22 protein-coding genes are annotated in these 18,633 nt (G+C 51.2%); 12 read left to right on the forward strand and 10 right to left on the reverse strand.

Going from position 1 to position 18,633, the window contains the following annotated elements:
* Positions 1-6: 6 nt before the first annotated feature.
* Complete coding sequence (locus DEF47_RS13285) at positions 7-294, forward strand: metal-sensitive transcriptional regulator (RefSeq protein ID WP_012187950.1); 288 nt, start codon at positions 7-9, stop codon at positions 292-294.
* An 8-nt stretch (positions 295-302) separates the two neighbouring features.
* Positions 303-1,334 carry a magnesium chelatase ATPase subunit I gene (locus DEF47_RS13290; RefSeq protein ID WP_012187949.1) on the forward strand — a complete coding sequence of 344 codons (1,032 nt, stop codon included), beginning with the start codon at positions 303-305 and terminating at the stop codon, positions 1,332-1,334.
* On the opposite strand, the gene DEF47_RS13295 is transcribed toward DEF47_RS13290, so the two are convergent.
* From DEF47_RS13295 to DEF47_RS13320, 6 genes are all read right to left on the reverse strand, one after another.
* Positions 1,328-1,723 (reverse strand): hypothetical protein, encoded by a 396-nt coding sequence (locus DEF47_RS13295; protein ID WP_012187948.1) that lies wholly within the window; start codon positions 1,721-1,723, stop codon positions 1,328-1,330. The two genes, DEF47_RS13290 and DEF47_RS13295, sit on opposite strands and share 7 nt — an antisense overlap.
* A 13-nt stretch (positions 1,724-1,736) precedes the next feature.
* Positions 1,737-2,957 carry a phospholipase D-like domain-containing protein gene (locus DEF47_RS13300; RefSeq protein WP_012187947.1) on the reverse strand — a complete coding sequence of 407 codons (1,221 nt, stop codon included), beginning with the start codon at positions 2,955-2,957 and terminating at the stop codon, positions 1,737-1,739.
* A gap of 17 nt (positions 2,958-2,974) precedes the next feature.
* Entirely contained in the window at positions 2,975-4,210 is a 1,236-nt protein-coding gene (locus tag DEF47_RS13305) for a molybdopterin molybdotransferase MoeA (RefSeq protein WP_012187946.1), read from the reverse strand.
* A 57-nt stretch (positions 4,211-4,267) separates the two neighbouring features.
* Positions 4,268-4,645, reverse strand: a complete 378-nt coding sequence (panD, locus tag DEF47_RS13310; protein ID WP_012187945.1) for an aspartate 1-decarboxylase — start codon at positions 4,643-4,645, stop codon at positions 4,268-4,270.
* Positions 4,646-5,021: 376 nt separating this feature from the next.
* Complete coding sequence (locus DEF47_RS13315; RefSeq protein WP_012187944.1) at positions 5,022-5,243, reverse strand: hypothetical protein; 222 nt, start codon at positions 5,241-5,243, stop codon at positions 5,022-5,024.
* 38 nt (positions 5,244-5,281) lie between these two features.
* On the reverse strand, positions 5,282-5,950 hold the full coding sequence (locus tag DEF47_RS13320; RefSeq protein WP_012187943.1) for an HAD family hydrolase: 669 nt from the start codon (positions 5,948-5,950) through the stop codon (positions 5,282-5,284).
* 206 nt (positions 5,951-6,156) lie between these two features.
* Here DEF47_RS13320 and DEF47_RS13325 point away from each other — a divergent pair, with 206 nt between their 5' ends.
* Together DEF47_RS13325 and DEF47_RS13330 are read left to right on the forward strand one after the other, a co-directional pair.
* Complete coding sequence (locus DEF47_RS13325; RefSeq protein WP_012187942.1) at positions 6,157-7,038, forward strand: apurinic/apyrimidinic endonuclease family protein; 882 nt, start codon at positions 6,157-6,159, stop codon at positions 7,036-7,038.
* Positions 7,039-7,041: 3 nt separating this feature from the next.
* Entirely contained in the window at positions 7,042-7,680 is a 639-nt protein-coding gene (locus tag DEF47_RS13330) for a DUF8743 domain-containing protein (RefSeq protein WP_012187941.1), read from the forward strand.
* Between the two features lie 17 nt (positions 7,681-7,697).
* Here DEF47_RS13330 and DEF47_RS13335 read toward each other — a convergent pair whose 3' ends face one another.
* Genes DEF47_RS13335 through DEF47_RS13350 form a run of 4 tightly spaced genes read right to left on the reverse strand, consistent with a single transcriptional unit; the run spans position 7,698 to position 9,912 of the window.
* Entirely contained in the window at positions 7,698-8,243 is a 546-nt protein-coding gene (locus DEF47_RS13335) for a protoglobin domain-containing protein (protein ID WP_012187940.1), read from the reverse strand.
* A 16-nt stretch (positions 8,244-8,259) separates the two neighbouring features.
* The gene (locus tag DEF47_RS13340; protein ID WP_012187939.1) at positions 8,260-8,637 is read right to left on the reverse strand and encodes a roadblock/LC7 domain-containing protein; all 378 of its coding nucleotides are present in this window, start codon (positions 8,635-8,637) and stop codon (positions 8,260-8,262) included.
* Positions 8,630-9,205 (reverse strand): GTP-binding protein, encoded by a 576-nt coding sequence (locus DEF47_RS13345; RefSeq protein ID WP_012187938.1) that lies wholly within the window; start codon positions 9,203-9,205, stop codon positions 8,630-8,632. Before DEF47_RS13345 ends, DEF47_RS13340 begins: the two co-directional genes overlap by 8 nt.
* A gap of 8 nt (positions 9,206-9,213) precedes the next feature.
* Complete coding sequence (locus DEF47_RS13350; RefSeq protein WP_012187937.1) at positions 9,214-9,912, reverse strand: DUF4388 domain-containing protein; 699 nt, start codon at positions 9,910-9,912, stop codon at positions 9,214-9,216.
* Positions 9,913-10,273: 361 nt separating this feature from the next.
* Here DEF47_RS13350 and upp point away from each other — a divergent pair, with 361 nt between their 5' ends.
* The 8 genes from upp to DEF47_RS13390 all read left to right on the forward strand — a co-directional run bounded on the left by upp (position 10,274) and on the right by DEF47_RS13390 (position 18,631).
* Complete coding sequence (upp, locus tag DEF47_RS13355; RefSeq protein ID WP_012187936.1) at positions 10,274-10,894, forward strand: uracil phosphoribosyltransferase; 621 nt, start codon at positions 10,274-10,276, stop codon at positions 10,892-10,894.
* Positions 10,895-10,900: 6 nt separating this feature from the next.
* Positions 10,901-11,881 (forward strand): NAD-dependent epimerase/dehydratase family protein, encoded by a 981-nt coding sequence (locus tag DEF47_RS13360; protein ID WP_012187935.1) that lies wholly within the window; start codon positions 10,901-10,903, stop codon positions 11,879-11,881.
* Positions 11,882-11,884: 3 nt separating this feature from the next.
* Complete coding sequence (locus tag DEF47_RS13365; RefSeq protein WP_012187934.1) at positions 11,885-12,700, forward strand: MBL fold metallo-hydrolase; 816 nt, start codon at positions 11,885-11,887, stop codon at positions 12,698-12,700.
* A complete protein-coding gene (locus DEF47_RS13370) occupies positions 12,697-13,998 on the forward strand; it encodes a F390 synthetase-related protein (protein WP_012187933.1) in 1,302 nt (433 codons plus the stop codon). Before DEF47_RS13365 ends, DEF47_RS13370 begins: the two co-directional genes overlap by 4 nt.
* The gene (locus tag DEF47_RS13375) at positions 13,995-15,248 is read left to right on the forward strand and encodes a glycosyltransferase (RefSeq protein ID WP_012187932.1); all 1,254 of its coding nucleotides are present in this window, start codon (positions 13,995-13,997) and stop codon (positions 15,246-15,248) included. The genes DEF47_RS13370 and DEF47_RS13375 overlap by 4 nt, the downstream gene beginning before the upstream one ends.
* A gap of 19 nt (positions 15,249-15,267) precedes the next feature.
* Complete coding sequence (locus DEF47_RS13380; RefSeq protein WP_012187931.1) at positions 15,268-16,254, forward strand: 3-oxoacyl-ACP synthase III family protein; 987 nt, start codon at positions 15,268-15,270, stop codon at positions 16,252-16,254.
* A 13-nt stretch (positions 16,255-16,267) separates the two neighbouring features.
* Positions 16,268-17,026 (forward strand): SDR family NAD(P)-dependent oxidoreductase, encoded by a 759-nt coding sequence (locus DEF47_RS13385; RefSeq protein WP_012187930.1) that lies wholly within the window; start codon positions 16,268-16,270, stop codon positions 17,024-17,026.
* Positions 17,027-17,101: 75 nt separating this feature from the next.
* Complete coding sequence (locus DEF47_RS13390) at positions 17,102-18,631, forward strand: ABC transporter substrate-binding protein (protein WP_041303862.1); 1,530 nt, start codon at positions 17,102-17,104, stop codon at positions 18,629-18,631.
* The last annotated feature ends 2 nt before the right edge of the window (positions 18,632-18,633 follow it).

Here is an 18,633-nt window from a genome sequence, read left to right on the forward strand (position 1 = left end):
AAGTTCATGATCGATGAACAAACTGAAGCTTTAGTTCGGCGACTCAAAAGCATCGAAGGCCACGTCCGTGGTGTTCAACGGATGCTCGAAGAGGATGCCTATTGTATCGATGTGCTGCGCCAAACCTTGGCCATCCGGCGTGCCCTCGAAAAAGTCGATGCCCTGGTGCTCGAACGCCATCTCTCAACCTGCGTGACCAATGCAATTCGCTCACCCAACGAGGGCGAACGCGAACAGGCCATCACTGAAATTCTCGAAATTTTTGCGGCTACCCGCAGCGTTAGCGAGAAATAAAACGCCCCATGAATGAGCTTTTGCCCTATCCATTGCTCGGAATTGTCGGCCAGCGTGAGCTTAAAACAGCGCTTACCTTGGCCTTGGTCAATCCAGCGGTGGGTGGGGTTTTGTTAAGTGGCCCCTATGGCGTTGGCAAAACCACCGCCGTGCGTGGCTTGCTCGATATTATGCCCTTGGTCAAACGGTCGCGCTGCGAGAATAATTGCCCCCCTGATGACGAGAGCGACCTTTGCCCAACCTGCCTTGATTTTTTGGCACGCGGTGAGTCACGGCTCAAAGATGATCTGATGCGCTTGATCGAGCTGCCGCTCAATGCTCGGCTAGAGGATGTGGTTGGTGGTTTAAACGAGCGGGTCGCAATCGAACAACAGCGGGTGGTGCTCGAAGAAGGGGTTTTGGCGCGGGCAAATCATAATTTGCTGTATGTTGATGAGATTAATTTGCTTGATCACGCCGTCGTCGATGCGATTCTCGATGCTGCGGCGCAAGGCCAAACCTTTGTGCGCCGTGGGGCAATGGTCAAGCTTTATCAGAGTCGCTTGATCTTAATTGGCTCAATGAATCCCGAAGAGGGTCGGCTGCGCCCGCAAATTTTGGATCGGTTGGGCTTGCGGGTTTGGGTTGGGCCACTGCCAAATGCCCGCGAACGCTTAGAAATTTATCGTCGCGCGATCGCCTTTCGCCAAGATCGCACAGCTTTTCGCATGGCCTACGCCCAAGCAACCACTCAATTACGCCTCGATGTGCTCAAAGCTCGTGAATTGTTGCCTAAAGTTCATTTAACCAAAACTGCTGAACGCTATGCCATGCAGGTCATTACCCAATTGGCAATCCCTTCACATCGTGCGGAAATTGTGTTGCTTGAGGCGGCGCGAGCACGGGCGGCGGCTGATGATCGGGTTCGTGCTACCCCCAACGATATCAAAGCGGTCGCGCCCATGGCCTTGCGCTGGCGACAAAGCCCGCATTTGAGCGATTTTTTGCAGCAACATGAAACTGATGAGCACTTAATCGCTCAAGCTTTGCAAACTCAATAATAGACTTCGCGCCCGAAAAAGGCCTGCACATCGCGCGAATTCATATAGGCCAGCACAACCACATTCCACAACATCCCGCCCCAAGCCCAACGTTCACCCAACATCCCATCCAAAATATAGCTGCCAATTGAAAGATAGGCGCTGCCAATCACCACCCACCACATCACCCGCCAGCCTTGAAAGAGCGCCAAACCCATCATTACTTGAAAACATGCGGTCACAATCAACAAAAGCGGATCATCAGACAAAATAAATTGTTCAAGGAATGCTGGCACTCGCCCATACAAGGCGACTGCAACTTCCAACATCGCCGTCAAAACATAGCCAATTGCAATCACCGTAATCAAAAATGGGCGGCCAAAGGCTAAAGATTCGTTGCGTTTGAGCATGCTTGCTCCATTTCTACAAAATTGGCCATAATGGCGAGAGCACCAACTCGGCGGCCTTGGTATACCATGGGCGCTTAATCCATTCGGCCAAGGTTAATTCACGGGCATTAGCCATATCGCAGGCAAAAATTTCTTGCATCCGTTCAGCAAAGGCGGCGTTATAAATTTCTAGATTGATTTCATGGTTGCCCGCTAAACTCAGCCGATCAAGATTGGCCGTGCCAACCGTTGACCAAATTCCATCGATCGTAGCGGTTTTGGCGTGAATCATGGCATTTTCGTAGAGAAAAATTTTAATCCCATGGCGCAGGCAAAATTCAAAATAATGCCGCGCCAGCCAATCGGCCAACACATGGTTCGATTCAGCTGGAACCAAAATGCGCACATCAACTCCGCGCCGTGCGGTCAGCACCAAGGCCTCTAAAATCGCCCGATCGGGAATAAAATAGGCGTTGCTAATGTAAACAAACCGTTCAGCTCGTTCAATTGCATCAAGATACATCGAACGAATTGGAAAAACCAAGCGGCCAGCGTCGTTGCGCTGTACCCGCACTGTCGATTGCCATTCCAACTCGAGGTCGATGTGCAAGCGCGTTAGGCGGCGGCGATAACGGTTCCATTGCGAAGCAAACATTTCGGCCAAATTGCTGACAATCGGGCCACGCACCTGCACATGAGTATCGCGCCACTCAGTGCGATACAATTCACCCAAATTGTAGCCCCCAATAAAGGCCACTTCGTTATCAACGACCAACAGTTTGCGATGGTCACGCGCATACGAACCAATATCGAAAATCTGCGATAAACGCGGAAAAGCTGGGTAGCTCAACAGTTGAATTTCCGGCGGAAAATTTTTGAATTTGCGTGGGACCACCAAATTGGCAAACCCATCGATAATCACATAGACGGCCACGCCGCTGCGAGCTTTGCGCAATAAGGCTTCACGAAATTTATGGCCTAAATCATCGCCTTTGAAAATAAAGGTTTCGAGCAAAATCAAGCGCTGCGCCGATTCAATCGCTTGCAGCATGGCCGGAAACAGCTCTTCGCCCGACATATACAACTGAAATTGATGGCGCTCGTCGCTGGTTGGTGGCAGGCTAATGCGCGGATAGCGTTGATAGCGCGTTGGTCGCCATTTGCGCACGCCAATTAACAACAATGCCAAGCTCACTTGGAGCACGAGAATAACCACCAGCATTGTTATCAGATCTTGAAACGACTCAAACGGCATGCGCTACGCTCCCTCAACTAGTGCAGTTCCCCAAATAACACAACTTCGGCCATTGCACCACGATTAATGCCATGACCTGCTTCGGGCACAATCAATAAACCATTAGCACTCGCCATCGAGCTAACCAAGCCCGAACCTTGTGCCCCAGTTAATTCAGCGGTTAAGCCAGTGGCGCTGCTTTTAACGATCACCCGCAGATATTGGCGACGCTCGTTACTTTCCAAATCGGCATCAAGTAACTTCGCCCAAACGCTTGGACGGAGCAATTGTTGATATCCGCCGATCTTCCGTAACGCTGGCCGTACAAATAACTCAAAACAAACCATGGCCGAAACTGGATTGCCAGGCAAGCCAAAAATTGGTTTGCCATTGATCGAGCCAAAAGCCAAGGGCTTGCCTGGGCGCATCCGCACCCGCCAAAATTCTAATTTGCCCACTTCGTTCAAAATTTGCTTGACCAAATCGTAATCACCAACCGATACACCGCCAGAAGTCAATAATACATCGACTTGGGCTACAGCTTGCGCTAAAGTTGCTCGCAAGGCATCAGCATTATCGGGCACAATCGGCAACATAATTGGAATTGCCCCAGCTTCACGCACTTGGGCGGCGTTAGCATAGCCATTCGAGTTACGAATTTGGCCAGCCTTTGGCTCAACGCCAACATCAACCAACTCATCGCCAGTGGCAATAATGGCTACCCGTGGTTGGCGAAAAACTGGTACTTGCGCTGCGCCAATTGTTGCCAAAACCCCAATGCTGCCAGCGTTCAACATCTGACCAGCCGCTAAAACCAAGCTACCAGCCTGCATATCCTCGCCAGCAGGCCGAATATTATTACCATGCTGGGTTGGCTGGAACATGCGTACAACCTCAGTTTGGGCATTGGCTTGGCCTTCATCGGTTTCTTCAAATGGCACAACTGCCTCGGCATTGGCAGGAACTTGCGCCCCGGTCATAATCCGAATCGCGCTACCAGCCCGCAATTGGTGTTGCGGCACAGCGCCCGCCGCCACCCGCTCGATAATCTGCAACGCCACCGAATTGTCAGCACTGGCATTGTTCAAATCAGTGACCAATACCGCATAGCCATCCATGGCCGAATTGGCAAAGGGTGGTGCATCGCGGTCGGCATACATTGGCGCGGCCAGCACGCGCCCCAATGCCTCATTTAGATCGATCGATTCGCTGGCGAGGGTGGTCATTCGCTCAAGAATCGCCGCTTGAGCATCAGCAACAGCAAGTAGAGTCATAAAAAAAGGCCATGGATGGGTCGCAAAACCCAATCCATGGCACACTCCTCACAACAACTAGCGACCACCAACAGGCAACAAAGCCTTAACCTCGGTAATCGCGTTTTGTTCATTCACAAACACCACGGTTGGCTCCCACTCTTCGGGTTTGGCATCAACTTGGGCATACGCCATGATGATCACCAAATCGCCAACATTGACTAAGTGCGCCGCCGCACCGTTGAGTTGAATCGTGCCTGAGCCACGTTCGCCCACGATTGCATAGGTTTCGAGGCGTGCTCCATTATTGACATCGACTACCTGAACCCGTTCAAACGGCCAAATTCCAGCTGCTTCCAACAGATCCTCATCAATGGTTATCGAACCAACATAATTGAGGTCTGCACCAGTTACGGTTGCACGGTGAATTTTGGCATGCACGAGGGTACGAATCATCGTTGATTACTCCTTAGTTTGGTCGCCGCTGTTCATCCCATCGATCAACAGTCGCCGCCATAAACCATGATACGGCTGTGATTGGCCGAACGCAAGTAGTTTTTATTAAAGGTTTATTCATGCCCTCACCCCAACCCCTCTCCCACTGCGGAGGGCGAGGGGCGTTTGGTTTATCGGTTCCCCCTCGCGTGCGGGAGAGGGGGCTAGGGGTGAGGGCATGACCATCGACGATGCATCCTACCCAATGATTGTTGAAAACCTACCTTTGAAAGTTCACCCCCAACCCCTCTCCCACTGCGGCGGGCGAGGGCGTTTGGTTTAGTGGTTCCCCCCTCGCCTCGCGTGCGGGAGAGGGATTGGGGTGAGGGCACCTTAATTACTTTTGTGGGTTGGGATAGCGCTCAAGCTTGCCATCAAGGTCGGCAATTCGTTCGCGCAATTGCTCAACCGTCAAGGTAGCACCATCATCGTCAGTTGGTAAGACAATGCCTTCGGCCTCAAGATCCCAATTTTGTTCGAGGCCTTCCAACGCTCGCGCCAATTTACGGCGTTCCGAGAGCCATTCCTTGCGATACATACGATTTTTATATTGTGGCATACAATCCTCCAGAAGTTGAGATGTTGTTATTGTACCATTCAGGCTGGTTGCGCCAACCAAGCAGGCAGTTCATGGAGCTGATTCAAAATGGCCAGTGGCTGGGCGGCAGTTAATGTTGCCAGATCATGGGTGCCAGTCGTAACTGCCAAACTAGCAACTTGGGCGTTGTGACCAAGCGTAATGTCATGGATGGTATCGCCAATCATCAAGGCTTGGGTCGCATTCAGCCCAAAATGGGCCAAGGTTTTAGCCAGCATTTCGGCATGGGGCTTGGGTTGGCTGACCGAATCGTTGCCCATCAGCAAATCAAAATAGCCAAACAAGCCAACTTGTTGCAGCACTGCGCTGCTCACTGGCGTAATTTTTGAGCTGGCAATCGTCAAACGATAGCCTGCTGATTTAAGTTGATCGATCGTTTCGGCCACGCCTGCAAATAAGCGGCTGCTTGGAATCGCAATTTCACGGTAAATTGTGCGATAACGCTCAGTCAAAATTCCATAGTTTTCAGGCTGAAAATCAGTCAAGCGCTCCCAAAATACCTGCAAGGGCAAGCCAATCCATGGAGCCATCTGGCTATAGGCCGCAGTTGCAAAACCATGCTCAGCCAGCACTTGATTCACAGTATCCACAATCCCTTGAGCCGAATCGACCAACGTTCCATCTAAATCGAAGGCCAACAATTGAAATCGCTGGGTAGTTGTGACCATCACCCGCTCCTAGTTAGGCGCATAATCCAAAGAATAATTATGCAACTTTCGGCCAATTTCGCAAATTGCCCATGCTTGCATGCGAAAAATCGCCATGGTTTGTATCTAATACAGTGAGTGAATAGATTTACCAGCTATGTTCTGCATAGCATCCATTCCACAAAGGCTGGAAGTCTTCGCCCAAACTAGCCTTTGTGGAGTTACCCATGCGTTATCTAGGCCTGAGTGGCCGGATTCTCAAACGCCCTGATTTACAAGCACCCAATCAGCAGCAGCTAAGCCAATGGGTCTTGTATCTTTACGATGTTCTGCGCTATCTCGAACAACAACAGATTCATTGTTATCGTTTGCCTGCTTGGCCTTACGAATTGCTCAACACATGGCCAGAAGCCGCCGAGCAATTCCAATTAATCGGCAATTATGCCCAACAAGCCCAGATTCGCCTAACCTATCATGCTCCAAGCAATGTGCTGCTCAACAGCCACGATCCCCTAATTCGCCAATATGCGCTAACTTATCTCACTAGCGCCGCAGCCTATTTAATTAATTTGGGCTGTGATGATCCGGTGATTGTGGTGCATATTGGGGCGCAATATGGGGATCGCGCGAGTGCCTTAGCCCAAAGCGTCACCAGCTTGCAACAACTTGAGCCAGCGGTAATCAATGTTTTAGCGCTTGAAGCCGATGGGCGGGTCTGGAGTTTACTCGATGCATTGCATATTCATGCGCAAACCAGCATTCCCGTGATTTTCGATTGGCTGCATCATCAACTCTACAATCCAGCCCAGTTGAATGATACTGAAGCCTTAAATTATGCCTTAGCGACTTGGCCAGTTCAGCGCAAGCCCAAAGTGCATTTTAGCTCACCACGAACCGAAATTCGGCTTGGGCAGCGCCAACAATTGCTATTGCCAACATGGCATGAACACAGCGATTTAGCCAATCCATTTGAATTGATCAGCCTGCTGCGACTGCCGTATCAGCGCGAATATGATCTGATGCTTGAGGTTAAAGCTGGAGATTTGGCAATTGAACGGGCACGCAACGATTTGCAACGCTTTGCACCTGAGATTTCTGATGTGGAGTAACATATGCCTGAGGCCAACACACCTGTTTTAGTCGCCGTTTTGAATAACCACGCCGATTGGCAGCGAATTCAACACGAGCACTGGTATCGTGTTCCGCTGGCTCATGCTCCGCGCCGGATGGCTGCTGGCATGTTGGCATGGTATCAAACCAAAGCCTTTGGCGACGAAGGCGGTCAAATTCGCTGGTATGCGCCAATTGAGCATGTCAGCCAAGCCACGCGCAGCCAACTCATCCCTGAGCAACCTGAGCATCCGCGTGCCCACGAACGTTATTGGCGGCTCGAAGTTGGAGCCTTGCAAGCATTGCCCCAGCCAATTATGGCCCAGCGCTTTCGGCGCATTACCTTCATCAGCACCAACTGGCAACAGCTGATTCATGCCAAACAGATCAACGATCTCTGGCTCGGTGATAGCTTGCTTGAACAACTGAGCCAACAATTAATCAGCGAGGGCATGAACGTGGTGCGGCGGCGCTTACACGATGGTAACACGCCGCCACAGGGCACATTTGTACTTATCCCACTGCTCAATCAGATAGAGGTAAGCATTGGCGAACAGCGCTTACGCCTCGATCACGACGATTTAATTTGGGATTTTGCAGGTTGTCTGACGAATATTCGGGCGTTGCAACAGCGCAATTGAGGAAAGCCCAACCAACCTTATTGACCAGCCAGTAGCAAACGGGCTAAGCGCTCACCACCGACTAAATCGGCCAAGTGCGACAATTGATTATCTTCGTAGGCTTGATTAAAGAGGGCAACATCGAGGGCTAATACTTTGCGAAATGCCGTTATAGCCTTGGCAGGGTCGCTACTGGTGGCAGCAACTTGCTCACCAAATGGCATAATCACATCGAGCATAGCCAAAGGATAACGCACAGGCAAGCCAATCCGCACATGAATTTCGCCAATTTTCAAACGTTGTTGAGCATAGGCTTCATCATAATTGCCGCGAAACAGATCACTAAACCACATACCAAGCATACCCGTTAAGCGTTCGACCGACACCCCATCGAGATATTCGGCAGTGGCGGCGTGGCCCAACAAACGTTTGTAAAAAGCATCGGTGAAGGCGGTGGTTTGTGCTTTAGCGCCATCGTGCAAACTGCCGAGTAATTGCGATTCAGCAGCCGAAACATCCATCATTTTTACCAACTCGGTCAGAATTGCGGTTCCCTTCACGCTCCAACTTTGACGATCTGCCATGAGCTACCTCCTTGAATTAAGCGGTCATCAGTTCGGCGATGGCACGACCTGTTTCACGAGCTTCAATCCGAATCATGCCCAAATTGGCGTGTTGGCGCAGAATGATTGCTAGAATCATCTGAGCGGCCACCGGCATAACCAAGAGATAGCCACTTTCGGCATTCACAATTGCCTCATTGGCTTTACCAATTTTCAAATCGTTGACCACGCGGGTGGTAACCCCCATCATGGTTGCGGCAATTGCGCCCATGCGGTCGGCATTCACATCCGCCGACATCCGTGAGCCAATTAAAATCCCATCGGAGCTAATCAATGCAGCCCCGTTAATATCATTACCGTTATTTGTGACAAGTTGGCCTAAAATAGTATTAATTTGTTCCGAACGACTAGCCATGAGAATGCTCCTTGTTATTTTCAGAGGAGGAGGATGAATCTTGGGCTAAAACGTCGATTCGATCAAGCAAGGTACTGATCACATCGCTCACTGAGGGGTAATCGGTGGCAACGCAAGCGAGGATCGGAATATCGGTTGGTAGTCCCAAGCGGCGGCGAATATACATTGGCGGCAATGCCCCAGGTAAATCTTGTTTTGTGGCGGCAACCACAAATGGCACAGGGGTCATCTCCGCAAAACGTTCCAACACCACAATCGTCTCGTTAAAATGGGCAGGTCGGCAACTATCAACTAAAACAATATAGCCCAAACAACCTTCGGCTAAAATTTCCCACATAAAATCAAAACGTTCTTGACCTGGCGTGCCAAATAAGAGCAAGCGTTGTTCGGCATCAATGCTCAAGGTGCCGAAATCCAAACCAACGGTTGTATGGTGTTTGAGTTCTTTCTCCTCGGCATGGGTCACGGGAACATCGGTATCGACCACATCGATTTCGCTGACGGTACGAATAAATTGCGATTTGCCCGCCGCGTATGCTCCCGTGATCACAATTTTATAATTGACCATTGTCACTCCTACGCACTGGCGCTGGTGCGACGCAGCCGCGCTTTGATTGCTTGAACCAACCCACGCACCCGATTCTCAACCATATGTTCGTGGTTAGGCGCCATCAAAACTGGGCTAAGCGAACGCTGAGAAACAACAATCTCGCTACACACCTCCACCAAATTCAAGGCGATCAAACGATGCAGCACTTTGAGGGTTTGATCGTAATTCCAGCCTGTGGCTTCGACGAGTTCGGCCACACTTAATTCTTGCACCAACTGGCTCAAAATGCGCCAATCTTCGATGGTTAGGGTAATATCGCTGGCTTGCCGCAACATTGGCACTAAGCGTAGGCGTGAAGTTGGTTGGAGTTTGGTTGTACCTGCCAACCGTTGCGGTTGATCACGACGGCGCAAGCCTTCGATAATCAGCCAATCGATCGAATGTTGAATTTGCACCGACACCGTCTCTTGTGGGTTGGGTGGCAAAAAGACAAATTGGGCATCATCCCAGGCCAACATATCAAACACGGCTTGTTCGCCACACGCAACTCGTTCGTGGGCATTTTGGGTTACCACCCCTGCATTGATGATCGCACCATCGAAAAACCACAACATCGCTTTGAATGGAGCATTCGCAATCAAAAGACGACCGGTTTTGCGCCCATGATGAAATACATGCATCAAGTCAATTAATGGCATATCAGCAAAATTACCTTCGAGCGCCATAGCCGTCTCCTTTGTGTACAGTGCAACTAGTCGATGTTGTCGAGGTTTTGTCCAAATAATGTCAATATTTGATATAAATGGAACAAAAAATATTTTCTAATGGGCCTTATTGCAAGCATCGACGTTAGAAAAATGACAACCCTATTATGGTCGCAATTGGATGTATCCGTCTATGATATGCCAATACTCTTTATTGCTATGCAGGGGTAAGGCTAGGGTTGGGATGGAAGTACTAGAAGACGTTTCCACAGAGAGGAGTGAAGGTGCAATGTGACGGGTTGATTTAACCACGCCTAAGAGGGGTTTGTCAAGATGGGATACAATAACCACGATCTGCTGTTTTTTAGTATGAGGTTGTGTTATGGGCTTGCATGTATCGTCACATCCATTGGTATTACATAAATTGGCTTTACTACGCCGGGTAGAAAGCGAACCAAAGAAATTTCGCGAATTGGTGCGGGAAATTTCGCAATTTTTGGTCTATGAAGCAACGGCAGATATGCCACTCGCGCCCTATACAATTCAAACACCGCTCTCAACCATGCAAGGTCATGCCATCGGTGCTCGCATCGGCTTGATTCCGATTTTACGCGCTGGCTTGGGCATGGTCGAGCCAGTTATCGACCTTTTGCCAACCGCCCATGTATGGCATTTGGGTCTCTATCGCGACCACAACACGCTTGAGCCAGTCACCTATTACAACAAATTGCCAGCTCAGCCAGATATTGATGTCTGTTTGATTCTCGACCCCATGTTGGCAACTGGCGGCTCGGCTGTTGCTGCGGTCGATATTTTGAAGGCTTGGGGCGCAGCTAAAATTAAATTCTTGGGGTTAATCGCCGCACCTGAAGGGGTAGAACGCTTGCAAACTGCTCACCCCGACGTGGAGATTCATTTGGCGGCGCTTGACGAGCGATTGAACGAGCAAGGCTATATCGTGCCAGGCTTGGGCGATGCTGGCGACCGCCAATTTGGAACGTAGGCTAGAATGCAAATCTTAGTCACAGGCGCTACTGGTTTTTTGGGTGCGCACACCGCGTTGGCTCTGCAAAAAGCTGGGCATACGGTGCTGGGTTTGGGCCGCCGCTGGGAGCATGTTCCACAACTACTAGCCGCTGGCATTCAGCCAATCAAGGCCGATCTGCGCGATCGCGCTACGTTGATTGCGGCCTGTGCTAGTTGCGATGTGGTAGTGCATAGCGCGGCACTTTCGGCTCCTTGGGGCAGTCGCAGCGATTTTCAAACCATTAACGTTGATGGTACAGCCAATGTACTAGCTGGTTGTGCTGCACAGAAGGTCGGACGCTTGGTGTTTATTTCATCACCAAGCGTTCTTTCCAATGGCCGCGATCAGTTTGATTTGCTCGATACAATGCCCTATCCAGCGCGGCCTATTTCGCTGTATTCGGCCAGCAAACAGCAAGCAGAACAATTGGTGCTCAAGCATTCCACGCCCAGCGTGATTTTGCGGCCTAAGGCAATTTTTGGCGAGGGCGACCAAGCCTTGTTGCCACGAATTATCGCCGCAGCCCGCGCTGGCCGCTTACGTCAATTTGGCAACGGACAAAATTTGGTTGATTTGACCTATGTTGCCAATGTAGTGCATGCAATTGAGTTGGCGTTAACGGCTCCAGCAGCGCTTGGCAAGTGTTATACAATCACCAATGGCGAACATCCCCAGCTCTGGGCGGTGATTCGGCGGGTACTGGCTGAGTTGGGTTTGCCTAGCCAGTTGCGGCCAATGCCCTTGTCGCTAGCCTTAGCCGTGGCACGAATCATGGAAAGTATCAGCTTGCTAACACGGCGTGAGCCATTACTAACGCGTTATAGCGTCTTGGCGCTGGCCCGCAGCCAAACTCACTCCTTGGTTGCAGCCCAACACGATTTGGGTTATCAGCCATTGATCAGCCTTGAAACGGGGATTCAACGCACCATCGCCGCGCTTAAACAACCAACCAAGGGGGTTTAACTAATGCAAGTCAGATTGCTGGATACTGGAATTTGCCGCGTGCCCGAATTTCATGTGCTACGCGATGGCAGTCGCCGCATGCTCGATTGCCATGCGCTTGTGGCCTTGATTGAGCATCCCAAACATGGCTGGGGCTTGTTTGATGTCGGGTATAGCCAAGCGATGATCAGCGCAACCCAACAGTTGCCGTGGTCGCTCTATCGCCAGGCCACGCCCTTGCAATTATCGCCTGAATTAGAAGTAGTCAATCAATTACCACAGTATGGCTTGAGCGCAGCAGATATTGGTTGGATTGTGCTTTCGCATGCTCACGCCGACCATGTAGCCGCTTTGGCCGATTTTCCGCAAGCCCAAATTTACATGTCAGCCACGGCGTTTGAATTGGTCAGCCAAGTTCAAGGGATTAACGCCTTGCGACGGGGGATTATTCCCCATTTGTTTCCCCAAGGTTGGCATCAACGGCTGCATTTAATTCATGAATTTCGCGACCAACCACTATTTGCTTTGGGCAACACCCACGATTTATTTGGCGATGGCTTGTTACGGCTGGTCGAATTGCCTGGCCATGCACGAGGCCAAATCGGTATGTATATCGCCAATTCGCGCCCAATCTTGTTGGCAGCAGATGGCGCTTGGCATTCGCGGGCAATTCGCGGGCAAGTGCTGCCCCACCCAATCATCTATTTTATGATCGACGATGCCAAGGCCATGGCCACAACGTTGGCCCGTTTGAGCGCCTTCGCCCAAGCCTACCCCGAGGTGTTGATTGTGCCCTGCCATTGCCCAGAAATCTATGCCAACGAGGTTGCGACGGCGTGAGCATCAGCGATGTGTTGACTATGGGCTACCATTTTGGGCAGGCACGTTGGCGGTGGCAACGGCTGAATGCCGAGCGCTTACCAGCCTTTCAAGCTACCAAAGCACGCCAATTGATTGCTTGGGTTGCCCAACATTCAGCCTTCTATCGCCAGCATTGGCAGGGCCATGACCTTAATGATTGGCGCAATTTGCCAGCCGTCGATAAAGGCTTGATGATGGCCAATTTTCGTGAATTCAACACCTTGCAAGTGCCAACCGCAGCGGCCTTCGATTTGGCCCAACAAGCCGAGCAACAACGTGATTTTGTGCCACGTTTGGGCAATCTGACGGTCGGGCTTTCGTCGGGCACATCGGGGCATCGCGGCTTATTTTTGGTGAGTGCCGCCGAGCAATTGCTGTGGGCGGGCACGATTTTAGGTCGCACGTTACACCAAATCAAGCCCACCAAAATCGCCTTTTTTTTACGCGCCAACAGCAATCTCTATCAACAGCTGGGCGGGCGGCTGATTCAATTTCGCTATTTCGACTTGACCCAAGCCTTAGCAGGCCACATTCAAGTGCTCAACGACTATCGACCGACGATTATCGTAGCTCCACCAGCCTTGTTGCTGCAATTGCTAGCAGCGGCCCAAAACGGCCAATTGACTCATCGGCCTGAACGAATTATTAGTGTCGCCGATGCCTTGGCTAGCGACGAACAGCAACAACTCAGCAACTACTTTGGCATTCCAATTGAGCAAATCTACCAAGCAACCGAAGGTTTACTGGGTATTTCGTGCGCTCACGGCAATTTGCACCTCCAAGAAGATATTGTGGCGGTTGATTTTGAGGATTTAGGGCAAGGCCGCGTTACGCCGTATATCACCGATTTATGGCGACGCACTCAGCCGATTATTCGCTATCGTTTAAATGATGTGTTGCGGTTGAGTGCGCAGCCGTGTCGCTGTGGCAGCGCCTTTGCGGTGATTGAGCAAATCGAGGGGCGGCGTGATGATCTCTGTTATTTTACCTGCCACGGCCAGCGCCAAGCGATTTTTCCTGATAGTTTGCGCCGCGCTATACTCTTGGCGCATTCGGCCATCCAAGAATATCAAATCACCCAAACCCACGACGATCAACTTACGATCACCTTGATGCTGGCGACGGCGGCTGATACGGCGACGGTTGGAGCAGCAGTTGAGCAGCAAATTAAACTGCATCTGGCGGATTATGGTTGTACGAATTGCCAACTGAGCATTGGTTTTGCGCCAATCGAGTATGGCTTGGTCAATAAACGTCGTCGGGTAATTCGCCAATGAACTATTGTATCTTGGCGCTTGGTTCGCGCGGCGATGTGCAGCCGTTTATCGCCTTGGCGCTTGGGTTGCAAACTGAGGGTCATCAGGTCGTTATCGCCGCAGCTCATGATTATCGTAGCTTGGTTGAAAGCTATGGCTGCCGTTTTGCCCCGTTGGTTGGCTCAATTTCGGCCTTGCTCAACCCTGAACAAATGGCGGCGGGCTTGGCAGCAGGTCGCAGCGCAATCATCAAACAATTTCTTCAACAAACACCACCGATTATTCGTCAATTAATCGCTGATGCACTAGCGGCCTGCCAAACTGCCGATTGTTTGATCGTTTCCAGTTTGGGGATGTGGCCTGCGCTGCATCTAGCCGAGCATTTGCACATTCCCGTAGTGTTGGTACACCTGCACCCTTATGCTGCTAGCAGCCAAACCGCCCATCATTTTGCGCCGCAACTGGCTTGGGCCAGTTATCGCCGCATGAGCTATCGCGTGGCCGAGCAATTGCAATGGCAAGTCTTGCGCATGGCCTTCAATCAAGCACGGCAGCAGATTTTGCAACGCCCAAGCCTAAGCATTGGCCAGCTTTGGCAACGGAGTCGCAATTTTCAGCCACCAACCTTGTATGCCTATAGCGCGTTGGTTGCTCCGCCGCCAGCAACTTGGTTTGACGATGGCGCGATCACTGGCTATTGGTCACTGCCCCCAGCGGCAGATTGGCAAGCACCAACGGCATTACAGCAATTTCTGGCAGCAGGCCCAGCGCCAATCACCATTAGTTTTGGCAGCATGTTGCATGGTCAAAAGCGCGGCAATCAATTAAGCCAATTGCTAATTACCGCCAGCCAAAAAGCCAAAGTACGCATGATCATCAACCAAGGCTGGGGCGATTTAGCTCAGGGCAAGTTGCCAGCCAACTGTTTAGCGATCAATGGCCTAGCGTATGCTTGGTTATTTGAGCGGGTAGCGGCAGTTGTGCATCATGGCGGGGCGGGCGTAACCGCTACAGCCTTAGGTGCAGGCAAGCCCGCCTTGGTCACACCATTTTTGGGCGACCAATATTTTTGGGGCCAGCGGGTGTATGATCTCAAAGCGGGGCCAGCGCCTGTGCCAGCCAACCAATTGCAAGTTGCACAGCTCGCTACTCTGCTGTGTAGCTTGATTGAGCGCGATGATTATCAGGCGGCGGCGCAACAACTTGCGACCCAATTAGCCCAAGAGCAAGGCGTAACCAAGGCCATAGCTTGGTTAAAACAACGATTTTGAAATTACACGAGGTAGTGTTATGCAGTTTCCTCTGCGCATCGCCGGAATCGGCGCGTACTTACCAGCCACCATTGTTACCACCAGCGAGCTAGCCGAGCGCTTTGGCGTTGATCCAGGCTTAATTGAGCGAATCACGGGCATTCGTGAGCGCCGTTACGCTGGAGCTGAAACTGCCTTGACCATGGCCACCCAAGCCGCCCAGCAAGCACTAGCCAACGCCAATTATGCGCTTGATAGCATCGATTTAATCGTGGTGGCTTCGGCTGGAATGCATCAAGCCATCCCATGCACGGCGGCCTTATTGCAAAACGCCTTGCAAGCACCAGTGGGCCGTAGCGCCTGCTTCGATTTGAATGCAACCTGTATGAGTTTTATGCTGGCATTGCAATTGTTAGCGCCATTAATTAATAGTGGCGTGTATCAACGAGTGCTGTTAGTCAGCAGCGAACGGGCTTCAGTTTCGCTCAATCCACATGAATGGGAATCGACAGCGCTATTTGGCGATGCAGCAGCGGCAGTCGTGTTGGAGCGCGGCGATGGCAGCAGCAGCCTGCAACATAGCCAATTTGCCACCTGGAGCAATGGCAGCGATTTGATTCAGGTGCGCGGCGGCGGCACGGCCCAGCATCCCAACGCGGCAGATACCACGCCCGACATGAATTGGTTTATGATGCAGGGGCCGTTGGCGTTTCGCTTTGTCTTGCGCGAAATGCAGCAGTTTGTTGAACGATTTTTGGCTGAGCTAGGTTGGCAAAATAGTGAAATTGATGCAGTTATTCCCCATCAAGCCAACCGCCATGCGATCGAGCAAGTGCAAGCACGCTTGGGCTTTCAGCCCGATCAAGTAATTAGCAATCTCGCTACCCGAGGCAATTGCGTTTCGGTATCCGTGCCCTTAGCCTTGGCTGAAGCGGTTGCGGCTGGCCGAATTCAGCGTGGCAACCGCTTGGTGCTGCTTGGCTCTGGCGCTGGAATTACCTTGGGTGCTGTGGCGTTGATTTACTAACTAGGAAATCGCGATGGTTGGGTTGATTACTGGGGCAGGCACGGGCATTGGTCAGGCCATGGCCTTGGCCTTGGCCAAACGTGGCGCAACCATTATTTTAGTTGGTCGCCGCCGCGAACCACTGCTGCAAACGGCCAGCTTGGTTACCCAACTTGGTGGTCAAGCTTGGCCGATCGTCTGTGATTTGAGCGATCATGAAGCGGTTGCCGCCCTCGCTGCTCAAATCACCCAACGTTATGTTCAGCTCGATCTATTGATTCACAATGCGGCAGTGCTAGCGGGCGGTGCGTTTGATCAGCTACCAGAATCAGCCATCCTTGCAACCCTCAATGCCAATTTGCTGCACCCAATTTGGCTCACCCGACAACTACTGCCTAAAACAGTATTGATTGTTGGCAGCACGGTTAGCCGCGTGGCCATGCCTGGAGCCAGCTTGTATAGCCTGAGCAAAGCTGCGCTTGAGGCTTGGGGCTTGGCACTGACAGCCGAAACCACGATCAAGATTGTGCGGGTCTACCCCCCAGCCACCAAAACCGCCATGACCACAGCCATGGCCCAACAAACTGGCCAACGCTTCCCACTCGCTGAGGCCAATAAAGTTGGCGAACAGATTATCCAGCGCTATTTGGCGGGCGAAACCGAAATTGTGCTGAGTGCCAGTGATCGCTGGCTATTTCGCTTGCAACGCTATGCCCCAAAACGGTTGCAAGCCTTGCTCAAACGCTATCATCAACAGCTGATCAAGCTCTGGGGTGGCTCGACAATTATTTGACAAACAGCGATCAGCCGTCTACAATTGCCGCTTTGTTGATACTTGATATCAATAATTAGATAGAAAGGTCTAGCAATGCGGCGTTTAACTCAGCTTTTAGGGCTGATTCTCATGATACAAATGCTGGTGGCATGTGGCACAGCCAGCGAAACACCTCAAGCAACGACTTCAACCAGCGATCCAAATGGAGAATTACGCATCGGCACAGGCATCAATTTGCCAACCAGCCTCGATGTAGCCCAAGGTTCGAATGGCTACAATATGCTAACCTACGGCGCTGGCGAAACCTTGATGCGTTTTACGCCCAGCAATCAGCTTGAACCATGGTTAGCTGAAAACGTTACCGCGCTTGATCCAACGACTTGGCAAATCAAGTTGCGCCAAGGCATTCGCTTTCACGATGGCAGCGAACTCAAGGCCAGCGATGTGCTTAATTCATTCAATAGCAGTTGGCAAAACCTCAGTGGAGCCAAAAATTTCATTCCTGCCGATACCAACGTTAATGTAGTTGATGATTACACCCTGACGTTAACCACCAGCCAAGCCGAGGGCAGCATTCCCTACAGCCTGGCCAATTGGAATTTCGTTATTCATAAACCTGCGGTCAATGGCATTTCGATTTTGACGGGCATGTATCAGCCAATCAGCCTTGAAAAAGATCAAGAGTTGGTACTCGAACGCTTTGCTAATTATTGGGATGGTCAGGCAGGGCTGCAAAAAATCAGCGTCAAGAAAATTCCCGATGCTAACGCCCGTGCCTTGGCCTTACAAAGCGGCGATTTGGATCTCCTGACCAATGTTTCGCCCGATATTGCCCGTGGATTGCCCGCCGATATTGAGATTCAGAGTGTGGCTGGCACTCGCATGCATTATGTTATGTTGGATAGTGCCCATCCACCATTTGATGATCGCTTGGTGCGCCAAGCCATGGCCCTCGCGATTGAGCGTCAAGCCTTGTTGCAAGCAACGCTTGATGGACAAGGCGCAGTTGCTACCAATCTTTATCCTGCAACAGTCGGAATTGAACTAGTTGAGGCCCAAATTTTTGACCCAGCCCAAGCGGCGAGTTTGCTTGATCAAGCGGGTTGGGTGGTGGGCAGCGATGGTATGCGCAGCAAAGATGGTCAGCCGCTGGCCTTTACGTTGCATAGCTACCCTGGCCGCGCCGAATTAACCTTGATGGCAATTGCGATTCAAGCTCAACTCCAAACCTTGGGCATCAAAGTTGAAGTCAACGAAGTTGCTGATATTGGCGAAGTGCTGGAAAAAGGCAATTTCCAAGCCAGCATGTATTCGATTGGCACCTCGGGCGACCCCCAATATACAGTCGGCATCACCTTGGTTGAAGACGCAGCCTACAATTATGCTGGCTATAAGAATCCAGCAATTGAAAGCGCCTTCGCTGAACTCCGCGCTGAGCAAGACCCAATCAAACGCATTGCGATTGCCAAACGGATTCAAACCGAAGTCAAAAACGATCCAACCAATCTTTATTTGGCCAGTCCACCACTGATCAGCGCCTATCGCAAGGGCAGCATCAGTGGCTATGTGCCCAATCCCAACGATGTCTATTTGATTACCAAGGAATTGAAACTCAATCAATGAGC

This window comes from Herpetosiphon sp. (assembly GCF_003512625.1).
GTDB classification, from domain to species: domain Bacteria; phylum Chloroflexota; class Chloroflexia; order Chloroflexales; family Herpetosiphonaceae; genus Herpetosiphon; species Herpetosiphon aurantiacus.